The 18,565-nt window shown below is 61.4% G+C and carries 19 protein-coding genes; 2 read left to right on the forward strand and 17 right to left on the reverse strand.

Going from position 1 to position 18,565, the window contains the following annotated elements:
- Positions 1 to 35: 35 nt before the first annotated feature.
- The 3 genes from plsX to NF676_RS19770 are packed head-to-tail and all read right to left on the reverse strand — an operon-like array spanning position 36 to position 1,774.
- Positions 36 to 1,046 (reverse strand): phosphate acyltransferase PlsX, encoded by a 1,011-nt coding sequence (gene plsX / locus NF676_RS19760; protein ID WP_082530305.1) that lies wholly within the window; start codon positions 1,044 to 1,046, stop codon positions 36 to 38.
- 4 nt (positions 1,047 to 1,050) lie between these two features.
- A complete protein-coding gene (gene rpmF / locus NF676_RS19765) occupies positions 1,051 to 1,233 on the reverse strand; it encodes a 50S ribosomal protein L32 (protein ID WP_003179396.1) in 183 nt (60 codons plus the stop codon).
- A gap of 13 nt (positions 1,234 to 1,246) precedes the next feature.
- Positions 1,247 to 1,774, reverse strand: coding sequence for a YceD family protein (locus NF676_RS19770; RefSeq protein ID WP_003204262.1), 528 nt, complete (start codon positions 1,772 to 1,774; stop codon positions 1,247 to 1,249).
- Positions 1,775 to 1,879: 105 nt separating this feature from the next.
- Here NF676_RS19770 and NF676_RS19775 point away from each other — a divergent pair, with 105 nt between their 5' ends.
- Positions 1,880 to 2,458, forward strand: a complete 579-nt coding sequence (locus tag NF676_RS19775) for a Maf family protein (RefSeq protein WP_071173215.1) — start codon at positions 1,880 to 1,882, stop codon at positions 2,456 to 2,458.
- 86 nt (positions 2,459 to 2,544) lie between these two features.
- Here the strand turns inward: NF676_RS19775 and sppA are convergent, their stop codons facing one another.
- The 3 genes from sppA to rluC are packed head-to-tail and all read right to left on the reverse strand — an operon-like array spanning position 2,545 to position 5,167.
- Positions 2,545 to 3,534: a signal peptide peptidase SppA gene (gene sppA, locus NF676_RS19780; protein WP_056788236.1), complete on the reverse strand. Its 990-nt coding sequence runs from the start codon at positions 3,532 to 3,534 to the stop codon at positions 2,545 to 2,547.
- 24 nt (positions 3,535 to 3,558) lie between these two features.
- Positions 3,559 to 4,221, reverse strand: a complete 663-nt coding sequence (locus NF676_RS19785; RefSeq protein WP_236168399.1) for an HAD-IA family hydrolase — start codon at positions 4,219 to 4,221, stop codon at positions 3,559 to 3,561.
- On the reverse strand, positions 4,208 to 5,167 hold the full coding sequence (rluC, locus tag NF676_RS19790) for a 23S rRNA pseudouridine(955/2504/2580) synthase RluC (protein WP_016770994.1): 960 nt from the start codon (positions 5,165 to 5,167) through the stop codon (positions 4,208 to 4,210). Before rluC ends, NF676_RS19785 begins: the two co-directional genes overlap by 14 nt.
- A 699-nt stretch (positions 5,168 to 5,866) precedes the next feature.
- On the opposite strand from rluC, the gene rne reads away from it, so the two are divergent.
- On the forward strand, positions 5,867 to 9,148 hold the full coding sequence (gene rne / locus NF676_RS19795; RefSeq protein WP_252886642.1) for a ribonuclease E: 3,282 nt from the start codon (positions 5,867 to 5,869) through the stop codon (positions 9,146 to 9,148).
- Between the two features lie 191 nt (positions 9,149 to 9,339).
- On the opposite strand, the gene NF676_RS19800 is transcribed toward rne, so the two are convergent.
- The 11 genes from NF676_RS19800 to NF676_RS19850 form a co-directional block, all read right to left on the reverse strand.
- Entirely contained in the window at positions 9,340 to 9,936 is a 597-nt protein-coding gene (locus tag NF676_RS19800; protein ID WP_252886643.1) for a nucleotidyltransferase family protein, read from the reverse strand.
- A complete protein-coding gene (locus NF676_RS19805; protein WP_056788224.1) occupies positions 9,933 to 10,913 on the reverse strand; it encodes an XdhC family protein in 981 nt (326 codons plus the stop codon). The genes NF676_RS19800 and NF676_RS19805 overlap by 4 nt, the downstream gene beginning before the upstream one ends.
- Positions 10,914 to 13,235: a xanthine dehydrogenase family protein molybdopterin-binding subunit gene (locus NF676_RS19810; RefSeq protein WP_252886644.1), complete on the reverse strand. Its 2,322-nt coding sequence runs from the start codon at positions 13,233 to 13,235 to the stop codon at positions 10,914 to 10,916.
- A complete protein-coding gene (locus tag NF676_RS19815; RefSeq protein ID WP_041479453.1) occupies positions 13,232 to 13,702 on the reverse strand; it encodes a (2Fe-2S)-binding protein in 471 nt (156 codons plus the stop codon). The genes NF676_RS19810 and NF676_RS19815 overlap by 4 nt, the downstream gene beginning before the upstream one ends.
- A gap of 249 nt (positions 13,703 to 13,951) precedes the next feature.
- Positions 13,952 to 14,971: a UDP-N-acetylmuramate dehydrogenase gene (murB, locus tag NF676_RS19820; protein ID WP_095181616.1), complete on the reverse strand. Its 1,020-nt coding sequence runs from the start codon at positions 14,969 to 14,971 to the stop codon at positions 13,952 to 13,954.
- Positions 14,968 to 15,432, reverse strand: coding sequence for a low molecular weight protein-tyrosine-phosphatase (locus tag NF676_RS19825; protein ID WP_252886645.1), 465 nt, complete (start codon positions 15,430 to 15,432; stop codon positions 14,968 to 14,970). The genes murB and NF676_RS19825 overlap by 4 nt, the downstream gene beginning before the upstream one ends.
- The gene (gene kdsB, locus NF676_RS19830; RefSeq protein WP_073472249.1) at positions 15,432 to 16,196 is read right to left on the reverse strand and encodes a 3-deoxy-manno-octulosonate cytidylyltransferase; all 765 of its coding nucleotides are present in this window, start codon (positions 16,194 to 16,196) and stop codon (positions 15,432 to 15,434) included. Before kdsB ends, NF676_RS19825 begins: the two co-directional genes overlap by 1 nt.
- A complete protein-coding gene (locus NF676_RS19835) occupies positions 16,193 to 16,378 on the reverse strand; it encodes a Trm112 family protein (RefSeq protein ID WP_003179363.1) in 186 nt (61 codons plus the stop codon). Before NF676_RS19835 ends, kdsB begins: the two co-directional genes overlap by 4 nt.
- 23 nt (positions 16,379 to 16,401) lie before the next feature.
- On the reverse strand, positions 16,402 to 17,412 hold the full coding sequence (gene lpxK / locus NF676_RS19840) for a tetraacyldisaccharide 4'-kinase (protein WP_252886646.1): 1,011 nt from the start codon (positions 17,410 to 17,412) through the stop codon (positions 16,402 to 16,404).
- Positions 17,412 to 17,840 carry an ExbD/TolR family protein gene (locus NF676_RS19845; protein ID WP_041479458.1) on the reverse strand — a complete coding sequence of 143 codons (429 nt, stop codon included), beginning with the start codon at positions 17,838 to 17,840 and terminating at the stop codon, positions 17,412 to 17,414. The genes lpxK and NF676_RS19845 overlap by 1 nt, the downstream gene beginning before the upstream one ends.
- On the reverse strand, positions 17,837 to 18,472 hold the full coding sequence (locus tag NF676_RS19850; RefSeq protein WP_016771007.1) for a MotA/TolQ/ExbB proton channel family protein: 636 nt from the start codon (positions 18,470 to 18,472) through the stop codon (positions 17,837 to 17,839). The genes NF676_RS19845 and NF676_RS19850 overlap by 4 nt, the downstream gene beginning before the upstream one ends.
- Between the last annotated feature and the right edge of the window lie 93 nt (positions 18,473 to 18,565).

The raw sequence follows: 18,565 nt of genomic DNA on the forward strand, positions 1-18,565 counted from the left end.
GGCGGTCACATTTAAGCATTGTCCGACGAAAACGCCTAAGACAACAGCTCCTCCAGACGACCGTGGAGACGCTCGGGGAGGTTCTCTTGAATCTCGATCAGCGCCCGTTGAATGGCACTCTGAAAGCCCTGTACCCCGGCCGATCCGTGGCTTTTCACGACGATGCCCTGCAAGCCGAGAAAGCTTGCGCCATTATGTCGCGCCGGGGCCAGGTCGGCCTGCAGACGCTTCATCAACGGCAGCGCGAGAACGCCGACAGCGCGCGAAGCGAAGTTTTTCTTGAACAAAGCCTCGATCCGCGCAGCAATCATCGTCGCCAGACCTTCGCTGGACTTGAGCAGGATGTTGCCGACGAAGCCGTCACACACCACCACGTCGGCCTCACCGCGATACAAGCCGTCGCCTTCGATAAAACCGATGTAGTTGATCCCGCGCGCAGCCTGCAACAACGTGGCGGCCAGTTTGACCTGCTGATTGCCCTTGATGTCTTCGGTGCCGATGTTCAGCAGTGCCACACGCGGACGGGCGATACCCAGGGTCTGCGCAGCGACCGAGCCCATCACCGCGAACTGCAACAGGTGCTCGGCACTGCAATCGACGTTGGCGCCCAGATCGAGCAGCTGGCAATAACCGGTCTGCGTCGGAATCGCCGCGACCATGGCCGGACGATCAATGCCGGGCAATGTCTTCAGCACGAATCGTGACAAGGCCATCAACGCACCGGTATTGCCGGCGCTGACACAGGCCTGCACCTTGCCATCGCGCAGCAGTTCAAGGGCTACACGCATCGACGAATCCGGCTTGCCACGCAGGGCTTGGGCGGGTTTTTCGTCCATGGTGATGACTTCGCTCGCCGCGACAATCGTCAGGCGCGCGCGATCGGCAGCCGACTGGCCGTGGATCAGTTCTTCAAGAAGGGAGGGTTGACCGACGAGGGTCAGGTGCAGCGAGGGTGTAGCAGACAGGCAAGCGAGACTGGCCTGAACAATGCTGCGGGGACCGAAGTCCCCGCCCATTGCGTCAATCGCGATGACTTGAGCAGACAAGTGATTACTCGTCAGCGCCCTTGTCGATCACTTTACGGCCACGGTATACGCCTTCTGGCGATACGTGGTGACGCAGGTGAACTTCACCAGTGGTTTTTTCTACAGACAGGGTGCTAGCCTCGAGAGCGTCGTGCGAACGGCGCATGTCACGGGCAGAGCGGGATTTTTTGTTCTGCTGAACAGCCATAATTGATTAACTCCTAAACGTTTGGGTCACGCTTTAACTGCGCCAATACACTGAACGGGTTGGACCGCGTTACCTCGTCCTCGCTCGGTTCGGGCTCATCTGCTCCCGCCGGCTGCTGGCATTCTTCCGGATGATGAGCAGGCACAATGGGCAAGGCGAGCAGAAGCTCCTCCTCGATCAGTGACTGCAGATCCAATGGATCTTCGCCCAGTTCCAGCACGTCATAACCTTTCGGCAACGACTGGGTATTCGCACCCTCCTTCACCACCGCGTAACTGCATTCGCTGTGGATCGGCAGGGTGACCAGCTCAAGACAACGCTGGCAAACCATTTTGACTTCGGTGTCGATAAAGCTGTGGATGACCACAGACTTACGTTCATCTCGTTCAAAAACGAATTTGGCCTGCACCGTACCGACATCGTCGGAAAGCGGGTCGCAGAGTCTCTTCAAATCGGCCAGCAGCAGTTCACCTTGAAGGGTGGTGCCACGGTCAGCCAATTTGCGCGGGTCAACGTGAGGTGGAATCGGGTCATTCAACATAGGCGCAGCATTATAGGGATGCACCCACCCATGTCAAAGGAAATTGTGCCCTGTCCGTCACTTGCGCGCCTCCGCTAGAATCCGCACCTGCCTCAGGAGACGTCCATGCTGCCTTTATTACTCGCTTCAAGCTCGACTTATCGCCGCGAATTGCTCGCCCGCCTGCACCTGCCGTTCGTCTGCAGCTCGCCGGACATCGACGAAAGCCACCGCCCGGGCGAGTCCGCAATCGATCTGGTCAAACGTCTCGCCGAAGAAAAGGCCCGGGCCTTGGCGGACAGCCACCCTGCTCATCTGATCATTGGCTCGGATCAGGTTGCCGTCCTCGGCGAACAGATCATCGGCAAGCCGCACACCTTCGAGAAGGCTCGCGAGCAATTGATGGCGGCGAGCGGCGCGAGCGTGACCTTCCTGACCGGCCTGGCGCTGCTCAACAGCCAGACCGGGCAATGCCAGGTCGACTGCGTACCGTTTACCGTGCACATGCGCCAGCTGGATCAGGCACGCATCGAGCGCTATCTGCGCATCGAGCAACCGTACGACTGCGCCGGCAGCTTCAAGGCCGAAGGACTGGGCGTAAGCCTGTTTCAATCGACCGAAGGCCCGGATGCCACCAGCCTGATCGGCCTGCCGCTGATTCGCCTGATCGATATGTTGTTGGTCGAGGGTGTGCAAATCCCTTGAAAGCAAAAGATCGCAGCCTTCGGCAGCTCCTACACCGATTGTGCAAGAGCTGCCGTTGACCTGCGATCTTCTGACCTTGAAACGATTTACCGCAACGAAGGCCCGTGGAAACCCATCCACATCGCCAACTGCTCGGCCACGCTGGCGCCGAGCTTTTTCGAGAAGCGATCGAACGGCGACTCCTGCACGGTGAAGTCCACCAGCTCCTTCTCGCCAATCACATCACGCGCCACCGAACTGGCATTGCCCAAGCCATCGATCAGGCCTAGCGGCAGCGCCTGCTCACCCGACCAGACCAGCCCGGAAAACAGCTCCGGATGCTCTTTGTCCTTCAGACGATCGCCACGGCCCTGCTTGACGCTGTTGATGAACTGCTTGTGCGTGGTGTCCAGCACGCTTTGCCAGAATGCGGTTTCTTCAGGCTTTTGCGGCTGGAACGGATCCAGGAATGCCTTGTGCTCGCCCGAGGTATAGGTGCGGCGCTCAACCCCGAGTTTTTCCATGGTGCCAACGAAACCGTAACCCGCCGCCGTCACGCCGATCGAGCCGACCAGACTGGCCTTGTCGGCATAGATCTGATCCGCCGCGCTGGCGATGTAATAGGCGCCCGAAGCACCAAGATCGGAAATCACTGCGTAGAGCTTGATCTCCGGATGCAACCCACGCAGACGCTTGATCTCGTCATAGACATAGCCAGACTGCACCGGACTGCCACCCGGGCTATTGATGCGCAGGACCACGCCCTTGACCTTCTTGTCTTCGAACGCCGCACGCAGGCTGCCAACGATATTGTCGGCGCTGGCCGGCTCCTTGTCGGCGATTACGCCGTCGATCTCGATCAACGCCGTGTAGTTCGGGCCGCGGGTGGCGGTTTTTTCCATGTCCATCAGCGGCGTGAACAGCAGCAGCGCAACAAACAGATAAACAAACGTCAGCAGCTTGAAGAAAATCCCCCAGCGCCGCGAACGGCGTTGTTCCTGCACGCCGGCCAGCAAAGTCTTTTCCAACAGCTTCCAGCTTTTCGCGTCACCGTCGTCGGCACTTGCCTTGGCCGGTGCTTTCCATTCGTCGGTCATGCCATCTACCCCAGCAAAAACGTATTAAGCCTGCTGACCCAGCCAGGCGTGCAATTCAGAAAAACGGTCGATCGACAGGCGCGGCTCGAACTGTTGCAGGGACTCGATCGATTGCGCGCCGTAACTGACCGCCACCGAATCCATCCCCGCGTTGCGTGCCATCAGCAGGTCGAACGACGAATCGCCGACCATCAACGCCTGCTCCGGACGTACGCCGCAGTGGCTGACGATCTGCTCAAGCATCAGAGGGTGTGGCTTGCTGGCAGTTTCATCGGCGGCGCGGGTGATATCGAAATAATCTTCCCAGCCATTGGCCTTGAGCACCCGATCCAGTCCGCGACGGTTCTTGCCCGTCGCTACCGCCAGGTGATAACCCTGCTCGCGAAACGATGCCATCGACTCGACCACGCCCTCGAACAGCGGCGACGGCACGGCTTCGGCAGCGATGTAGTGATCGGCGTAATACTCACGAAACGCGAGCATTTCTGCGTCGCTGATTTCGGGGTACAGCGTGCGAATCGCCTCCGGCAAGCCGAGACCGATGATGCCTTTGACAGCGAAGTCATCGCGCAGCTCGAAACCGGAACGCCCGGACGCCGAGTGCATGGCCTCGACGATCCGATGGATGGAATCGGCAAGGGTGCCGTCCCAGTCGAAAATCAGCAGCTTGTAATCAGATGGGCGCACTCAATCGCTCCACGGTCTTGGCCCACATTTCATCGACGGGCGCTTGCAGATTCAGCTTGCCGCCGTCGGGCAGCGGCACCGTCAGCATGTAAGCGTGCAGGAACAGACGCTTACCGCCCAAATCGCGGATTTCCTTGGTGAAATCCTCGTCGCCATACTTACTGTCACCGGCAATGCAATGGCCAGCATGCAAGGTGTGCACGCGAATCTGGTGGGTACGACCGGTAACCGGTTTAGCTTCGACCATGGTGGCAAAATCACCGAAGCGGCGCAGCACCTTGAACAGCGTCAGGGCTTCTTTGCCCTCGTCATTGACTTCGACCATGCGCTCGCCGGAACGCAGATTGCTCTTGAGCAGCGGAGCGCGAACCTGCTTGATCGAGGTTGCCCAGTTGCCACGGACCAGCGCCATGTAGCGCTTGTCGACGCCATCGCCGCGCAACTGCTCGTGCAGGTGGCGCAACATGCTGCGTTTTTTGGCGATCATCAGCAGGCCGGAGGTGTCACGGTCGAGACGGTGAACCAGCTCCAGTTCCTTGGCGTCGGGACGCAACTGACGAAAGGCTTCGATCACGCCGAAATTCAGCCCGCTGCCGCCATGAACCGCAATGCCGGCGGGCTTGTTGATGACGATCAGGGCCTTGTCTTCGAAGACAATCGAGGCTTCCAGGCGCTGCAACAGCCCCTGGGCCAGCGGCACCGGTTCGTCGCGCTCAGGCACGCGAACCGGCGGCACGCGCACGATGTCGCCGGCCTGCAGCTTGTATTCGGGCTTGATCCGACCTTTGTTCACGCGCACTTCGCCTTTGCGCAAAATGCGGTAAATCAAGGTCTTGGGCACGCCTTTGAGCCGGGCGAGGAGAAAGTTGTCGATTCGTTGGCCGGCATACTCCGGCGAGACTTCAAGCAGTTGAACGCCTGGAGTCGAAGGGGCAGTAGTTGTCATGCCGCGGATGATAACAATTTTTATGGAATTGAAGCACTTAATCATTGCTGCTATAGTCGCGAACGCCGCCAAAAGCGGCCTGGACAGCGGAACCACGGTCAAAGACCGGCCCTGACCAACGCAATTCACCAGGGCGCGAGGCCGTCCTACGGGGCTTTCGCTACGTAACGGTGGAGTTTGCGGTTGTAACGAGCGCAGGTGACATGAGGCCTGAATTACACCGCCGGGCAGAGTTCTGACTCGCCAGGCAGGCGACATTCGAGGCCAGTTCACAAAGTGCAGTCGACTGCGAATGACCCCGAGCGATTGCTTCGGAAACATCGCCTGAATTAGCCATGATGCGTGACCTCCCCTTTCGGAGCTCACGGTAAATGCCAACCCGCTGCGGATTCTGCGCGCGGCAGCACCCGAATTATCAGGGATACGTGTAGGGTGGAGATGCACAACCGCCGGACTGTGTAGCAACAAGCTTTGATCAAGACGCTTCATCTCGTCCACAGCCGCTGGTTGATTCCTCCTCCTGACTGAGTGCTTAAGTAGCCACAGCAAGCAGGACGCGTACGTCGCGGTATCGGCCCAATTGGCCGCACATCGCTGGACACGGGAATGGCCAACCACTCCCGACGCACCTGACACCGACCGTGAGAAGTCGTGTGTGCCGAACGCCGTTTCCGGCAGCCCGGAAACCGACGGTACTACATGAAAAGAATGCTGATTAACGCAACTCAACCCGAAGAGTTGCGTGTTGCACTGGTAGATGGCCAACGCCTCTACGACCTGGACATCGAATCCGGTGCACGCGAGCAGAAGAAGGCCAACATCTATAAAGGCCGTATCACTCGCATCGAACCAAGCCTTGAGGCTGCCTTTGTCGATTTCGGCTCCGAGCGCCACGGCTTCCTGCCCCTCAAAGAAATCTCCCGCGAATACTTCAAGAAAGCCCCAGAAGGCCGCGTCAACATCAAGGACGTCCTGAGCGAAGGCCAGGAAGTCATCGTTCAGGTCGAGAAAGAAGAACGTGGGAACAAGGGCGCCGCCCTGACCACCTTCATCAGCCTGGCCGGTCGTTACCTCGTACTGATGCCGAACAACCCGCGTGCCGGCGGCATCTCCCGTCGCATCGAAGGCGAAGAACGCAACGAACTGCGTGAAGCGCTGAACGGTCTGGTTGCTCCGGCCGACATGGGTCTGATCGTGCGCACTGCCGGCCTGGGCCGCAGCAGCGAAGAAATGCAGTGGGACCTTGATTACCTGCTGCAACTGTGGACCGCCATCAAAGAAGCCTCGCTGGATCGCTCCGCGCCATTCCTGATCTACCAGGAAAGCAACGTGATCATCCGCGCCATCCGCGATTACCTGCGCCAGGACATCGGCGAAGTGCTGATCGACAGCGTTGAAGCCCAGGACGAAGCCCTGACCTTCATCCGCCAGGTGATGCCGCAGTACGCCAGCAAGATCAAGCTGTACGAAGACAGCGTGCCACTGTTCAACCGTTTCCAGATCGAAAGCCAGATCGAGACCGCGTTCCAGCGCGTCGTCGAACTGCCTTCCGGCGGCTCCATCGTCATCGATCCGACCGAAGCCCTGGTGTCCATCGACATCAACTCGGCGCGCGCCACCAAAGGCAGCGACATCGAAGAAACAGCGCTGCAGACCAACCTTGAAGCCGCCGAAGAAATCGCCCGTCAGTTGCGCCTGCGCGACATCGGCGGCCTGATCGTCATCGACTTCATCGATATGACCCCGGCGAAGAACCAGCGCGCCGTGGAAGAGAAAGTCCGTGAATGCCTGGAAGCTGACCGCGCCCGCGTGCAGATCGGTCGTATCTCGCGTTTCGGCCTGCTGGAAATGTCCCGTCAGCGCCTGCGTCCATCGCTGGGCGAAAGCAGCGGCATCGTCTGCCCGCGTTGCAACGGCACCGGCATCATCCGTGACGTTGAATCGCTGTCGCTGGCCATCCTGCGCCTGATCGAAGAAGAAGCCCTGAAAGACCGTACCGCCGAAGTTCGCGCGCAGGTGCCGATCCCGGTCGCTGCGTTCCTGCTCAACGAAAAACGCAACTCGATCACCAAGATCGAACTGCGCACCCGTGCCCGTATCGTCATTCTGCCGAACGATCACCTCGAGACGCCGCACTTTGAAGTTCAGCGTCTGCGTGACGACAGCCCGGAAGCCGCGACCAACCAGTCCAGCTACGAAATCGCTGCGGCCGCTGCCGAAGTCGAAGAAGTCCAGCCAGCCGCTGCGACCCGCACTCTGGTTCGCCAGGAAGCTGCAGTGAAAACTGCGCCGGCCCGTGCCAACGCACCGGTGCCGACTGAAGTTGCACCTGCCGCACCTGCTCCAGCACCAGCTGCCGCGCCTGAGCCAAGCCTGTTCAAGGGTCTGGTGAAGTCGCTGGTCAGCCTGTTCGCCACCAAGGAAGAGCCAGCCGCACCGGTTGCCGTTGCGAAACCGGCTGCCACCGAGCGTCCTGCCCGCAACGAAGAGCGTCGCAACGGTCGTCAGCAGAGCCGCAACCGCAACGGTCGTCGTGATGAAGAACGCAAGCCGCGCGAAGACCGTGCTCCACGTGAAGAGCGCGCACCACGCGAGCCGCGCGAAGAGCGTCAGCCACGTGAAGCCCGTGAGCCGCGTGAAACCCGCAGCGAAGCGCCGGTAGCCCGCGAAGAGCGCGCACCACGTGCCCCGCGTGAAGAACGTGCACCGCGTGCACCGCGTGAAGATCGCAAGCCGCGTGGCGAGCGTGAAGAGCGTGTGCGTGAACTGCGCGAGCCACTGGACGCCGCGCCAGTCGCAGCCGTTGCTGCCGTGACCGCTGAAGAGCGTCCGGCCCGTCAGCCACGCGAAGAACGCGCCCCGCGTGCGCCGCGTGAAGAGCGTCAACCGCGTGCCGAGCAGGCCGCTGCTGCCGTTGCTGAAGAAGAAGTGAACAGCAACAACGAAGAGCAACTGCCGGAAGACGGTCAGGACAACGCCGAAGGCGATCGTCCACGTCGTCGCTCCCGTGGCCAGCGTCGTCGCAGCAACCGTCGCGAGCGTCAACGTGATGCCAACGGCAATGTGATCGAAGGTTCGGAAGAATCCGAGTCCGCTGAAAACGCTGGCGAGCCAAGCACTGCCGATCTGGCCGCTGGCCTGGCTGTCACCGCTGCCGTTGCCAGCAGCACCATCAGCGCTCCGGCAGAAGCCGAAGCTCACGAGCAGGCTGAACGCGCCACTGCCGCCACACTGGAAACCGCTCCAGTCGAAGCGCCGGTTGTCGAAGCCACCACTCCAGTGGAAGTGACTGCTGCACCGGAAATCGAAGTCGCCCCGGTCCGCGAAGCTCAGCCTCAGGTTGAAGCGCCTGCCGAACCGGAAGCTGTCGTTGAAGCGCCAGTTGCTGAATCCGAACCAGCGACCGAAACCGTCAGCGAAAACGTGACCAAAACCGTGCGTGAAGTTCGCGAAGAGCAGACTGCGTTCAACTGGGTTGCCGAGCCAGCCGTCACCGAAGCTCCAGCGCCAGTCGCTGAAGCCGAAGTACCGCAGGCCATGGTTTCCGAACCAGTAGTTGTAGCGGCCGAACCGGCTCCAGAGCCAGTGGTTGAAGCACCAGCTGTCGAAGCACCAGTTGCAAAAGCTCAGGCTGAAGAAGCACCAGCCGCAGTCGAATCGCCAGCCCCGGTGGTTGAAGCTCCGGCTCCGGTCAGCGCCCTGACGCCAAACGGCCGTGCGCCAAACGACCCGCGTGAAGTGCGTCGTCGCAAGCGTGAAGCCGAGCGTCTGCAGAAGGAAGCCGAACTGGCTGCCGCTGCAGCGCCAGTGGCTGCCGAACCAGCCGCTGCGGCTGAAGTGGTCGAGGCAGCCCCTGCCCCGGTCGCGGAAGAAGCATCGGTTGAAGCGGTGATCGCTGAAGCACCACGCTCCGTTCAGGACGCGGTTGAACAGCGCGAAGAAGCCCAGGAAAAAGAGCACGAGCCTAAACCACTCGTGTAATTCCTGAAGCCAATAAAAAGCCCCGCCCGGTGAAAGCCTGGCGGGGCTTTTTATTGCCTGAAATACCAGCATCATCCACAACCTTTGTGGGAGCGAGCCTGCTCGCGAAAGCGCTGGGTCAGACAATATTCATGTAGCTGAACCAGCGCATTCGCGAGCAGGCTCGCTCCCACAGGGAATTTCAACACGGCTCAGGGCTGAGGAAATACCAGAGATTCAGGCACATCGATATCCCACAACATCCCCGGGTCATCTACCGCCACCTCAACCACCCTACCCTGCGCAAACAACGGCCGTGCGCCACGATCACCGGTCAGCGCCTGCAACTGCGCGGCAAACGAACGACCAAACCCCACCGGATGGCCAAACTCGCCACCCCGCACCGGCACACTCACAGCGTCATCAGCCATCGCCGCGACCACTCGCTCAATACTCGATGGCAAGATAAACGGCATATCACCCAGCACAATCAACCAGCCATCGGCGTCAGGGCAAGCGGCAACACCTGCGGCAATGCTGTCGCCCATGCCGGTCGACTCGATTGACACCACGTCGCAGCCATATGCCTGGGCCATGCGCATCGCCTGTGGTCGCGCTTCGGTGGTGACCAGTACGCGCTTGTCGAGACTGGCCGGCAGGTTCACCAGCACCTGCTCGATTACCGAGCGCACCGCGCCGTCACGCCCGGTGCAATCAGCGAGCAATTTGTCTTTGTCGGGACCGGCGATCTGGCGAAAGCGTTTGCCCTCGCCTGCTGCCAGCACGATCACTGCGATGGATTGGCTCATGCACCCTCCAGCGTTTTTTTCTGCTTCAACTCCACACCGTTCTTGATCGCGACAATTTCCGCCAGCAAGGACAAAGCGATCTCTGCCGGCGAATGACTACCGATGTGCAGGCCGATCGGCCCGTGCAAGCGATCAATCGACGCTTGCGACAAGCCTAGCTGAGCGAGGTTTTCCCGGCGCTTCTGGCTGTTGACCCGCGAACCGAGCGCGCCGACGTAAAACGCCGGCGAGTCGAGCGCGGTGAGCAAAGCCATGTCATCCAGGCGTGGATCGTGAGTCAAGGCGACAATCGCCGTGCGCTCGTCGGTCTGGATGTTCAACACCGCCTCGTCCGGCATGCCGGGGACGAAACGGCCATGCTGCTCTTCCCAGCCGTAGACGAACTCGGTGCGCGGATCGCAGATCAGCACTTCGAAATCCAGCAGCCGCGCCATGTCGGCGACGTAGCGCGACAGCTGCCCGGCACCGATCAGCAACAAGCGCCAGCGCGGGCCGTAAATCGCTCGCAGAGTCTTGCCGTCGAACACCAGCGAATCGGACTTGCTCGCCGGAGCCAGCCGCACCTCGCCGGTTTCGATGTTCAGTTCTCGGGCGACGATTTCATGGTTTTCGCAACGCTGCAGCAGCTCGGCGACCCACGCCGGGTCACCGACGCGCTCTTCGGTCAGGCGCAGGGTGCCGCCGCAAGGCAGGCCGAAACGCGCGGCCTCTTCGCGGGTCACGCCGTAGGTAATCATCTGCACTGGCGGACCATCGGTGGCAATGCGGCCGTCGTGCAGCCGCGCGATCAGGTCATCTTCGACACAGCCGCCTGACACCGAACCGATCACCACGCCGTCCTCGCGCAAGGCGAGCATGGCGCCGGGCGAGCGCGGCGCGGTGCCCCAGGTCTGCACCACGCTGAACAGCACCACCCGTTGCCCGGCGCGGCGCCACTCGAGGACGCTGCGCAGGACGTTGAGATCGACGCTGTCCATTTACGCCTCCGCCTTCTGCCAGCCTTGTAACTGATAACGCACCGGCAGATTGCGGATACGCTTGCCGGTGGCGGCGAAGATCGCGTTGCACAGCGCCGGAGCAATCGGCGGCACGCCCGGCTCACCAACGCCACCCAACGGCACGTCACCCGGCGGCGTGACCAGATGCACCGCGACTTCCTTGGGCGCCAGCGACATGCGCGCGACCTCGTACATATGGAAGTTGTCCTGCTGGACCTTGCCGTCCTTGAAGCTGATCTCACCGAGCACAGCGTTGCCCAGGCCCATGACGCACGCGCCTTCGAACTGCGAACGGATGCGCTCAGGGTTGATCTGCGGCCCGCAGTCCACAGCGATGTCGGCCTTGTGCACGATCAGCGAACCGTCGTCCTTGACCTCGACTTCAATCACCGCCGCGACATAGGTGACGAAGCTGTAATGCACCGCCAGACCGAGGCCACGGCCCTTGGGCAGTTTGCGCCCCCAACCGGCGGCCTTGGCGGCAGTTTCCAGCACGGTGCGCATGCGCCCGGTGTCGATCGGATAACGCTCGGGCGATTCGCCGTAGTTCCACTCTTCGCTCAAGGTGCGAGGATCGATCTGCCGGTCCGGGCCGAGCAATTTGATCTGGTACTTGAGCGGATCTTCCCCGGCCTTGTGCGCCAGTTCATCGACGAAACTCTGAATCGCGAAGCCGTGGGGAATGTTCGACACCGAGCGATACCAGCCAACCCGCGTGTGTACCTTGGCTTCGGGGTTTTCCAGGCGCACGTTGGGAATCGCATAGGCCATGTTGGTAAAGCCCATGCCCAGCTCGAACGCCGCCTCATGGTTCATGTCCGGCGCAAACAACGCGGTGATGCTCGGCGCCACGGTACGATGCAGCCAGCCGGACGGCATGCCGTTCTTGTCGATGCCCGCCTTCAGATATTCCGCCGACACGGTGTGGAAATACGAATTGTGGATGTCGTCTTCGCGCGTCCACTGCACCCGTACAGCCTTGCCCGGAAACTCCTTGGCGAGAATCGCCGCTTCGACGACGAAGTCCGGTTTCGACTTGCGCCCGAAACCACCGCCCAGCAGCGTTACGTTGAAGGTGACCTTTTCGAACGGTACGCCCAGGCGCTCGGCGATGCGCTCGCGGGTGACCTGCGGTGCCTGACTCGGCGCCCAGGCTTCGCACACGCCGTCCTTGTAACGGGCGATAGCAACCATCGGTTCCATCGGCGCCTGCGCCAGGTGCGGCAGGTAATACGACGCTTCGAGAGTGCTGGCAGCGCCGCTCAAGGCCTTGTCGATATCACCGGTGTTGCGCACCACTTTGCCGGCCTTCAGCGACGCGGCTTCAAGCTCTTTGCGATAGGCAATCGAGTCATAACTGGCATTCGGGCCGTCATCCCACTCGATCTTCAGCGCCTCGCGGCCCTTGATCGCCGCCCAGGTATTGCTGGCCACAACCGCGACGCCGCCTAGTGGCTGGAACTCCGACGGCAATGGCCGGCCTTCGATCTGCATGACTTTTAGCACGCCAGGGACTTTCAGTGCGGCGCTGTCATCGAGGCTTTTGACCTTGCCTCCATAAACCGCCGGGCGAGCGATGGTGGCGTAGAGCATGCCATCGAAATGCACATCGGCGCCGTACACTGCGCGGCCATTGACGATATCGGCACCGTCGATGGCCTTGGTGCCTTCCTTGCCGATGTAGCGAAATTCCGACGGCTGCTTGAGACGCAGGCTGTCACGCGCCGGTACTGCCAGCGCACTGGCCGCAGCGGCGAGTTCGCCGTAACCCAATTCACGGCCGGACGGTTTGTGAATGACCTTGTGCAGTTGCGCATGGCATTCGCCAACCGGCACTTTCCACTGCGCAGCGGCCGCCTGTTCGAGCATGGTCCGCGCGGCGGCGCCGCAACGACGCATCGGCTCGTACCAGTGACGCATGCTGCGCGAACCATCGGTGTCCTGGTTGCCGAAGCGCACTTCGTCGCCCGGCGCCTGCTGCACTTTGACCTGCGCCCAATCGGCCTCGAGTTCATCGGCCGCTACCATGCTCAGGCTGGTGCGCACGCCCTGGCCCATTTCCGAACGGTTGCACACCACGGTGACGCTGCCATCGGCAGCAATGCTCACGTAAACCTTGGGATCGTCGATCCAGCCATTGGGCATGCCATCGGCGCCAAACTTCTTCGCAGCGTCATCGGCCAGCGCATCCTGCCAGCCCCAGCTCGCGGCGAGGACCAGCGCACTGGTGGCGCCGACGCCTTTGAGAAAGCCACGGCGGCTGAGGTTGCTCAGGGCGAAATCATTCGGGACGCGGCTCATGCCTTCACCTCCTTCAGTTGAGTGGAGGCCTGGCGGATCGCGGTTTTGATCCGGTTGTAGGTGCCGCAGCGGCAGATGTTGCCCACCATGGCTTCTTCGATCTGCTCGTCGCTCGGGTTCGGATTGGTTTTCAGCAGAGCGGTGGCCGACATGATCTGCCCGCCCTGGCAATAACCACATTGGGCCACGGCACTGTCGAGCCAGGCTTGCTGCACGACCTTGCCTACCGGGTCGGCGTGGAGATTATCGATGGTGGTGACGTTCTGACCAATTACCGAGCCGATCGGCGTGATGCAACTGCGTGCCGGCAAGCCGTCGATATGGATGGTGCAAGCGCCGCACAGGCCCATGCCGCAACCGAATTTGGTGCCGTTGTAACCGGCGACGTCACGAATCGCCCACAACAGCGGCATGTCTTCGGTGACATCGAGGGAGTGGTCTTGACCGTTGAGTTTCAGGGTAATCATGGGCACGCCCGCATATTTTTTAGTGGTTATGGGTCGAGCAATCTGCCGCCGGAAAATCAGCGGTGGGTTCGCGCAGATCGACTCAGGCTAATCAGGCTCTCTTGCGCCGACGGGAACGTCTGCACCGGGCCTTTGGGTGGAGCAAATGGTAGGTATCGTTAGGTCGCTAAGTTAACCCAGCATTAACAAAAAAGCCCTGCACTTTTTTCATCAGTGCAGGGCTTTGGATGGCGTCAGGCAAGCGTAGCCTCAATACCGATTGGGCTCCATTTCCAGTTCGACATGGAAGCGCTCGGCGATGTCTTTCTGGATACGTTGCGCCAGGTCGAGCAGTTGCGGGCCGGTGGCCGTGCCGTAGTTGACCAGCACCAGCGCCTGCAACTTGTGCACGCCGGCATCGCCATCGCGAAAACCCTTCCAGCCGGCGCGTTCGATCAGCCAGCCAGCGGCCAGTTTCATCTGCCCGTCCGCTTGCGGGTAAGCCACCAGATCCGGGTGCTGCGCTTTGATCTGCGTGACCACAGCGGCAGGCACCAGCGGATTCTTGAAGAAGCTGCCGGCATTGCCGAGCACCGCCGGGTCCGGCAGTTTTTCGCTGCGGATGCTGCAGATGGCGCGGCTGACATCGGTGGGCGTCGGCTGCTCGATGCCCTGCTCGCTCAGGCGCTGGCGCACCGGACCGTATTCCAGATGCAGGTGCGCTGCGCGATCAAGCTTGAAGCGCACCCGCAGAATCAGCCAACGTCCCGGCTGCTGCTTGAACAGGCTGTCGCGGTAGCCGAAATTGCAGTCTTCCAGACTGAAATCACGCAGCTCGCCGCTCTCGCGGTCCAGCGCGGTCAGGCCAGCAAACACGTCCTTGATCTCGACGCCATAGGCGCCGATGTTCTGCATCGGCGCGGCGCCGACGGTGCCGGGAATCAGGCTGAGGTTTTCCAGCCCGGCAAAACCCTGGGCCAGCGTGTGCTGCACGAACGGATGCCACGGTTCGCCCGCTTCCGCCTCGACCACCACGCGACTGCCATCATCGCTGAGCACGCGGATGCCGCGCGTGACCATGCGCAGCACCAACGCCGGAATATCCGCCGTCAGCAGCAAGTTGCTACCGCCGCCGATCACCAGTAACGGCACGTCATGGGAAGCGGCATAGGCCAGCGCTTCGCGGACATCGTCATCGCTGTGGGCTTCGGCAAACAGCTGCGCGCGCACATCGACGCCGAACGTATTGAAGGCCTGCAACGATACTTGCGGTTGCACCTGCAAACTCATAAACGGCCCTTCACTTCGATCAGCAACTGGTCGCAGGCCGCTTCTATCAGATCCAGCACCTGCTCGAAACCCTGATCGCCGTCGTAATACGGGTCCGGCACTTCATCGACCAGCCCGGCATAACGACGCAGGAACAGATCCAGCTCGGCCCTGCCGGTGGATGGCTGCAAAGCCTTGAGGTTGCGCAGATTGCTGTTGTCCATGGCGAGAATCAGGTCGTAGCTGGCGAAGTCGGCCCGACTGACCTGCTGCGCGCGTTGCGTCGACAGGTCATAACCGCGCAGTTTCGCCGCCGCCCGGCTGCGCTTGTCCGGCGGGTTGCCGACGTGCCAGTCACCGGTGCCGGCGGAGGCCACTTCGACCACATCCGCCAGCCCGGCTTCACGCAACTTGTGGCGCAACACGCCTTCGGCGGTGGGCGAACGGCAAATGTTGCCCAGGCACACAAACAGAACGCGCATCAGGCCCCCAGCAGGCGACGAACCCGCTCAAGGTCTTCGACGGTGTCGACACCGGTCGGCGGCGCGATCAGCGCGTCAGCGACATGAATGCGCACGCCATGCCACAAGGCACGCAGTTGCTCGAGGGATTCGGTGTTTTCCAGCCAGCACGGCCCCCAGCTCACGAAGTCGTGGAGGAACCCGGCGCGATAGGCATAAATACCGATGTGGCGGCGATAGGGCACGCCTTCCGGCAGCTGCTCGCGGCTCTTGGCAAATGCATCGCGTGCCCATGGCAAGGTTGCACGACTGAACGTCAGGGCCAGACCGTTGATATCGCTGGAAACCTTCACAACGTTCGGGTTGAACAGGGTTTCCACGTCTTCGATCGGCTCGGCCAGCGTGGCCATGCGCGCTTCGGTATGGGCAGCAAGGTTGGCGGCGACCTGGTCGATCACGCTCGGCGGAATCAACGGCTCATCGCCCTGGACGTTGACCACGATCGCATCAGGCGCAAGACCGAGTTTCGCTGCGACCTCGGCCAGACGATCAGTGCCGGAGTTGTGATCTTCACGGGTCAGCACCACTTCGGCGCCAAAGCTTTTGCACGCCTCGACGATGCGCGCGTCATCGGTGGCAACCACGACGCGGGTCGCGCTGCTTTTGCTCGCCTGTTCCCAGACATGCTGGATCATCGGCTTGCCGGCAATATCCAGCAACGGCTTGCCCGGCAGACGGGTCGAGGCGAACCGCGATGGGATGACAACGGTGAAGGCTGTGGTCATTTATCCAGGCGCTCGTCGGTGGTCAGGGTGCGCGCTTCGCTTTCCAGCATCACCGGGATGCCGTCGCGGATCGGGTACGCCAGACCGGCGCCCTTGCTGATCAGCTCGGTCTTGTCGGCACTGAGCTTGAGCGGACCTTTGCACACGGGGCAAGCGAGGATGTCGAGCAGTTTGGTGTCCATGAACATTCCCAGAAATAAAAGAGTTAAGGCAGCAGACGATCCGGCAACAGGCGCATCAGCTGAGTGTCGAACCAGGCCACGAAGGCTGGCGACGGCACGGCATCGACCGCCAGATACCACCAGTCGGCAGCAGCAAAGGCACGGCACTTCACCGCGTCCTTTTCGGTCATCACCAACGGCAATGACGGGGTGAAATTCAACGCCTGCACGCTGTACTCGGCGTGGTCGGCAAACGCATGCGGGACTGGCCGCCAGTCTAGCGCTTCGAGGGTATTGAAGAAACGTTGCGGGTTGCCGATCCCGGCCACCGCATGCAGCGCTTGCCCCGGCGGGAAATGCTCCAGTGACTGACGTTCGCCGCTGCGCAGATTGACCAGGGCCGTGGGTTGCAGGCGGAAGGCGAAACCATCGTCGCGATCATCAAGGGCACCGTTGAACAGCACGCCATCGACACTTTGCAGGCGCTCGACCGGCTCACGCAACGGCCCGGCCGGCAGACAGCGCTGATTGCCCAGTCCGCGCGCGGCATCGATCAGCACCAGTTCCAGATCCCGCGCGAGGCGATAATGCTGCATGCCGTCGTCAGACAGAATCAGGTCCAGCGGCTCACTGGCAATCAAGGCTTTGACGGCGGCGCTGCGATCAGGGTCGATCATCAGCGGCACACCAGTGCGCTGGACGATCAGCAGCGGCTCGTCACCGGCAACCTCGGCGCTGTGCTCGGCCTCGACCCGCCACGGCAGGTGCGGCGGTTTGGCGCCGTAACCGCGGCTGACCACGCCGACGCGCAGTCCACGGCGTCGGCAATGTTCGATCAGCCAGAGAATCATCGGCGTCTTGCCGGTGCCACCGACGGTGATATTGCCGACCACGATCAGCGGCACGGGCGATTGGTAGATCTCTCCGTCACCGTCGAGAAAGCGCTGACGCTTGTTGATCACCACGCGGCGATACAGCATTTCCAGCGGCCGCAGCAGCGTCAGGGCCGGGTGCCCCTGATACCACGCGGCGAGCAGGCGATCGGACAGGCTCATCAGGATTTCGGCGCCGCCTCGACCGTGGTCATGCGCAGATGGCTGAAACCGAGCTTGCCGGCCGCGTCCATGGCAGTGATCACCGATTGATGCTGGGCCTTGCCATCGGCACTGATCGACAGCGGCATGTTGGTGTCGCCGTTGGATTCTTTCTGCATGGCTTCCATCAGCGTCGGCAGATCATTCTTCGGCAGAATCTTGTTGTTCACCGAGAACACGCCTTCGGCACTGATCGCGACATCCAGCTGTTTGACCTGCTGATCTTCGGCGGGCGAACCGCTGACCGCTTCCGGCAGATCCACGCGCAACTGGGTTTCCCGAGTGAAAGTGGTAGTCACCACGAAAAACAGCAGCAGGATAAACACCACGTCGATCAGCGACGCGAGGTTGATGTCCACGGTTTCCCGGGGCTTGCGACGGAATTTCACGCTTTGCCCTCGGCCAGGTCGACATCACGGTCGCCCTGCACCACTTCCACCAGTTTGATCGCTTCCTGCTCCATGCCGACCACCAGCTCGTCGATACGACGTTGCAGGAAGCGGTGGAAGAACACCGCCGGAATACCGACCATCAGGCCCGCTGCGGTCGTGATCAGCGCTTTGGAAATACCGCCGGCCAGTACCGAAGCATTGGTGGTCATGCCGGACCCGGTGAAGGCACTGAAAATGTCGATCATGCCCAACACGGTACCAAGCAGGCCGAGCAACGGCGCCATGGCGGCGATGGTGCCGAGCGCGTTGATGTAGCGCTCGAGTTCATGAATGACCCGCGCGGCGGCCTCTTCGATGCACTCTTTCATGATCTCGCGACCATGCTTGGAATTGGCCAGGCCTGCGGCGAGGATTTCCCCCAGCGGCGAGTTGGCTCGCAACTCCTTGAGCTTTTCCTTGTTGAGCTGCTTGTCCTTGATCCAGACCCAGACCTGACCCAGCAGATGCTCGGGGGTGACGCGACTGGCGCGCAGTGTCCACAGGCGCTCGGCGACGATCGCCATGGCCGCGATGGAACTCAGAATGATCGGCAACATCATCCAGCCGCCGGATTTGACCAATTCCCACACAGTGACAGTCCCCTCGAAAAAGTGCGCCACTTTACCATACCGATCCGCGATTAAGAGCCGCCGCCCCGACGACCGTGAGGTGGCACCCATGCT

It is taken from the genome of Pseudomonas siliginis (assembly GCF_024072275.1).
GTDB classification, from domain to species: Bacteria; Pseudomonadota; Gammaproteobacteria; order Pseudomonadales; family Pseudomonadaceae; genus Aquipseudomonas; species Aquipseudomonas siliginis.

What these genes read in the sequence shown, in the direction of transcription:
- rpmF (WP_003179396.1), bottom strand. Translation starts at nt 1,233, where the DNA reads ATGGCTGTTCAGCAGAACAAAAAATCCCGCTCTGCCCGTGACATGCGC.
- NF676_RS19770 (WP_003204262.1), bottom strand. Translation starts at nt 1,774, where the DNA reads ATGTTGAATGACCCGATTCCACCTCACGTTGACCCGCGCAAATTGGCT.
- NF676_RS19775 (WP_071173215.1), top strand. Translation starts at nt 1,880, where the DNA reads ATGCTGCCTTTATTACTCGCTTCAAGCTCGACTTATCGCCGCGAATTG.
- sppA (WP_056788236.1), bottom strand. Translation starts at nt 3,534, where the DNA reads ATGACCGACGAATGGAAAGCACCGGCCAAGGCAAGTGCCGACGACGGT.
- rluC (WP_016770994.1), bottom strand. Translation starts at nt 5,167, where the DNA reads ATGACAACTACTGCCCCTTCGACTCCAGGCGTTCAACTGCTTGAAGTC.
- rne (WP_252886642.1), top strand. Translation starts at nt 5,867, where the DNA reads ATGAAAAGAATGCTGATTAACGCAACTCAACCCGAAGAGTTGCGTGTT.
- NF676_RS19800 (WP_252886643.1), bottom strand. Translation starts at nt 9,936, where the DNA reads ATGAGCCAATCCATCGCAGTGATCGTGCTGGCAGCAGGCGAGGGCAAA.
- NF676_RS19805 (WP_056788224.1), bottom strand. Translation starts at nt 10,913, where the DNA reads ATGGACAGCGTCGATCTCAACGTCCTGCGCAGCGTCCTCGAGTGGCGC.
- NF676_RS19810 (WP_252886644.1), bottom strand. Translation starts at nt 13,235, where the DNA reads ATGAGCCGCGTCCCGAATGATTTCGCCCTGAGCAACCTCAGCCGCCGT.
- NF676_RS19815 (WP_041479453.1), bottom strand. Translation starts at nt 13,702, where the DNA reads ATGATTACCCTGAAACTCAACGGTCAAGACCACTCCCTCGATGTCACC.
- murB (WP_095181616.1), bottom strand. Translation starts at nt 14,971, where the DNA reads ATGAGTTTGCAGGTGCAACCGCAAGTATCGTTGCAGGCCTTCAATACG.
- NF676_RS19825 (WP_252886645.1), bottom strand. Translation starts at nt 15,432, where the DNA reads ATGCGCGTTCTGTTTGTGTGCCTGGGCAACATTTGCCGTTCGCCCACC.
- kdsB (WP_073472249.1), bottom strand. Translation starts at nt 16,196, where the DNA reads ATGACCACAGCCTTCACCGTTGTCATCCCATCGCGGTTCGCCTCGACC.
- NF676_RS19835 (WP_003179363.1), bottom strand. Translation starts at nt 16,378, where the DNA reads ATGGACACCAAACTGCTCGACATCCTCGCTTGCCCCGTGTGCAAAGGT.
- lpxK (WP_252886646.1), bottom strand. Translation starts at nt 17,412, where the DNA reads ATGAGCCTGTCCGATCGCCTGCTCGCCGCGTGGTATCAGGGGCACCCG.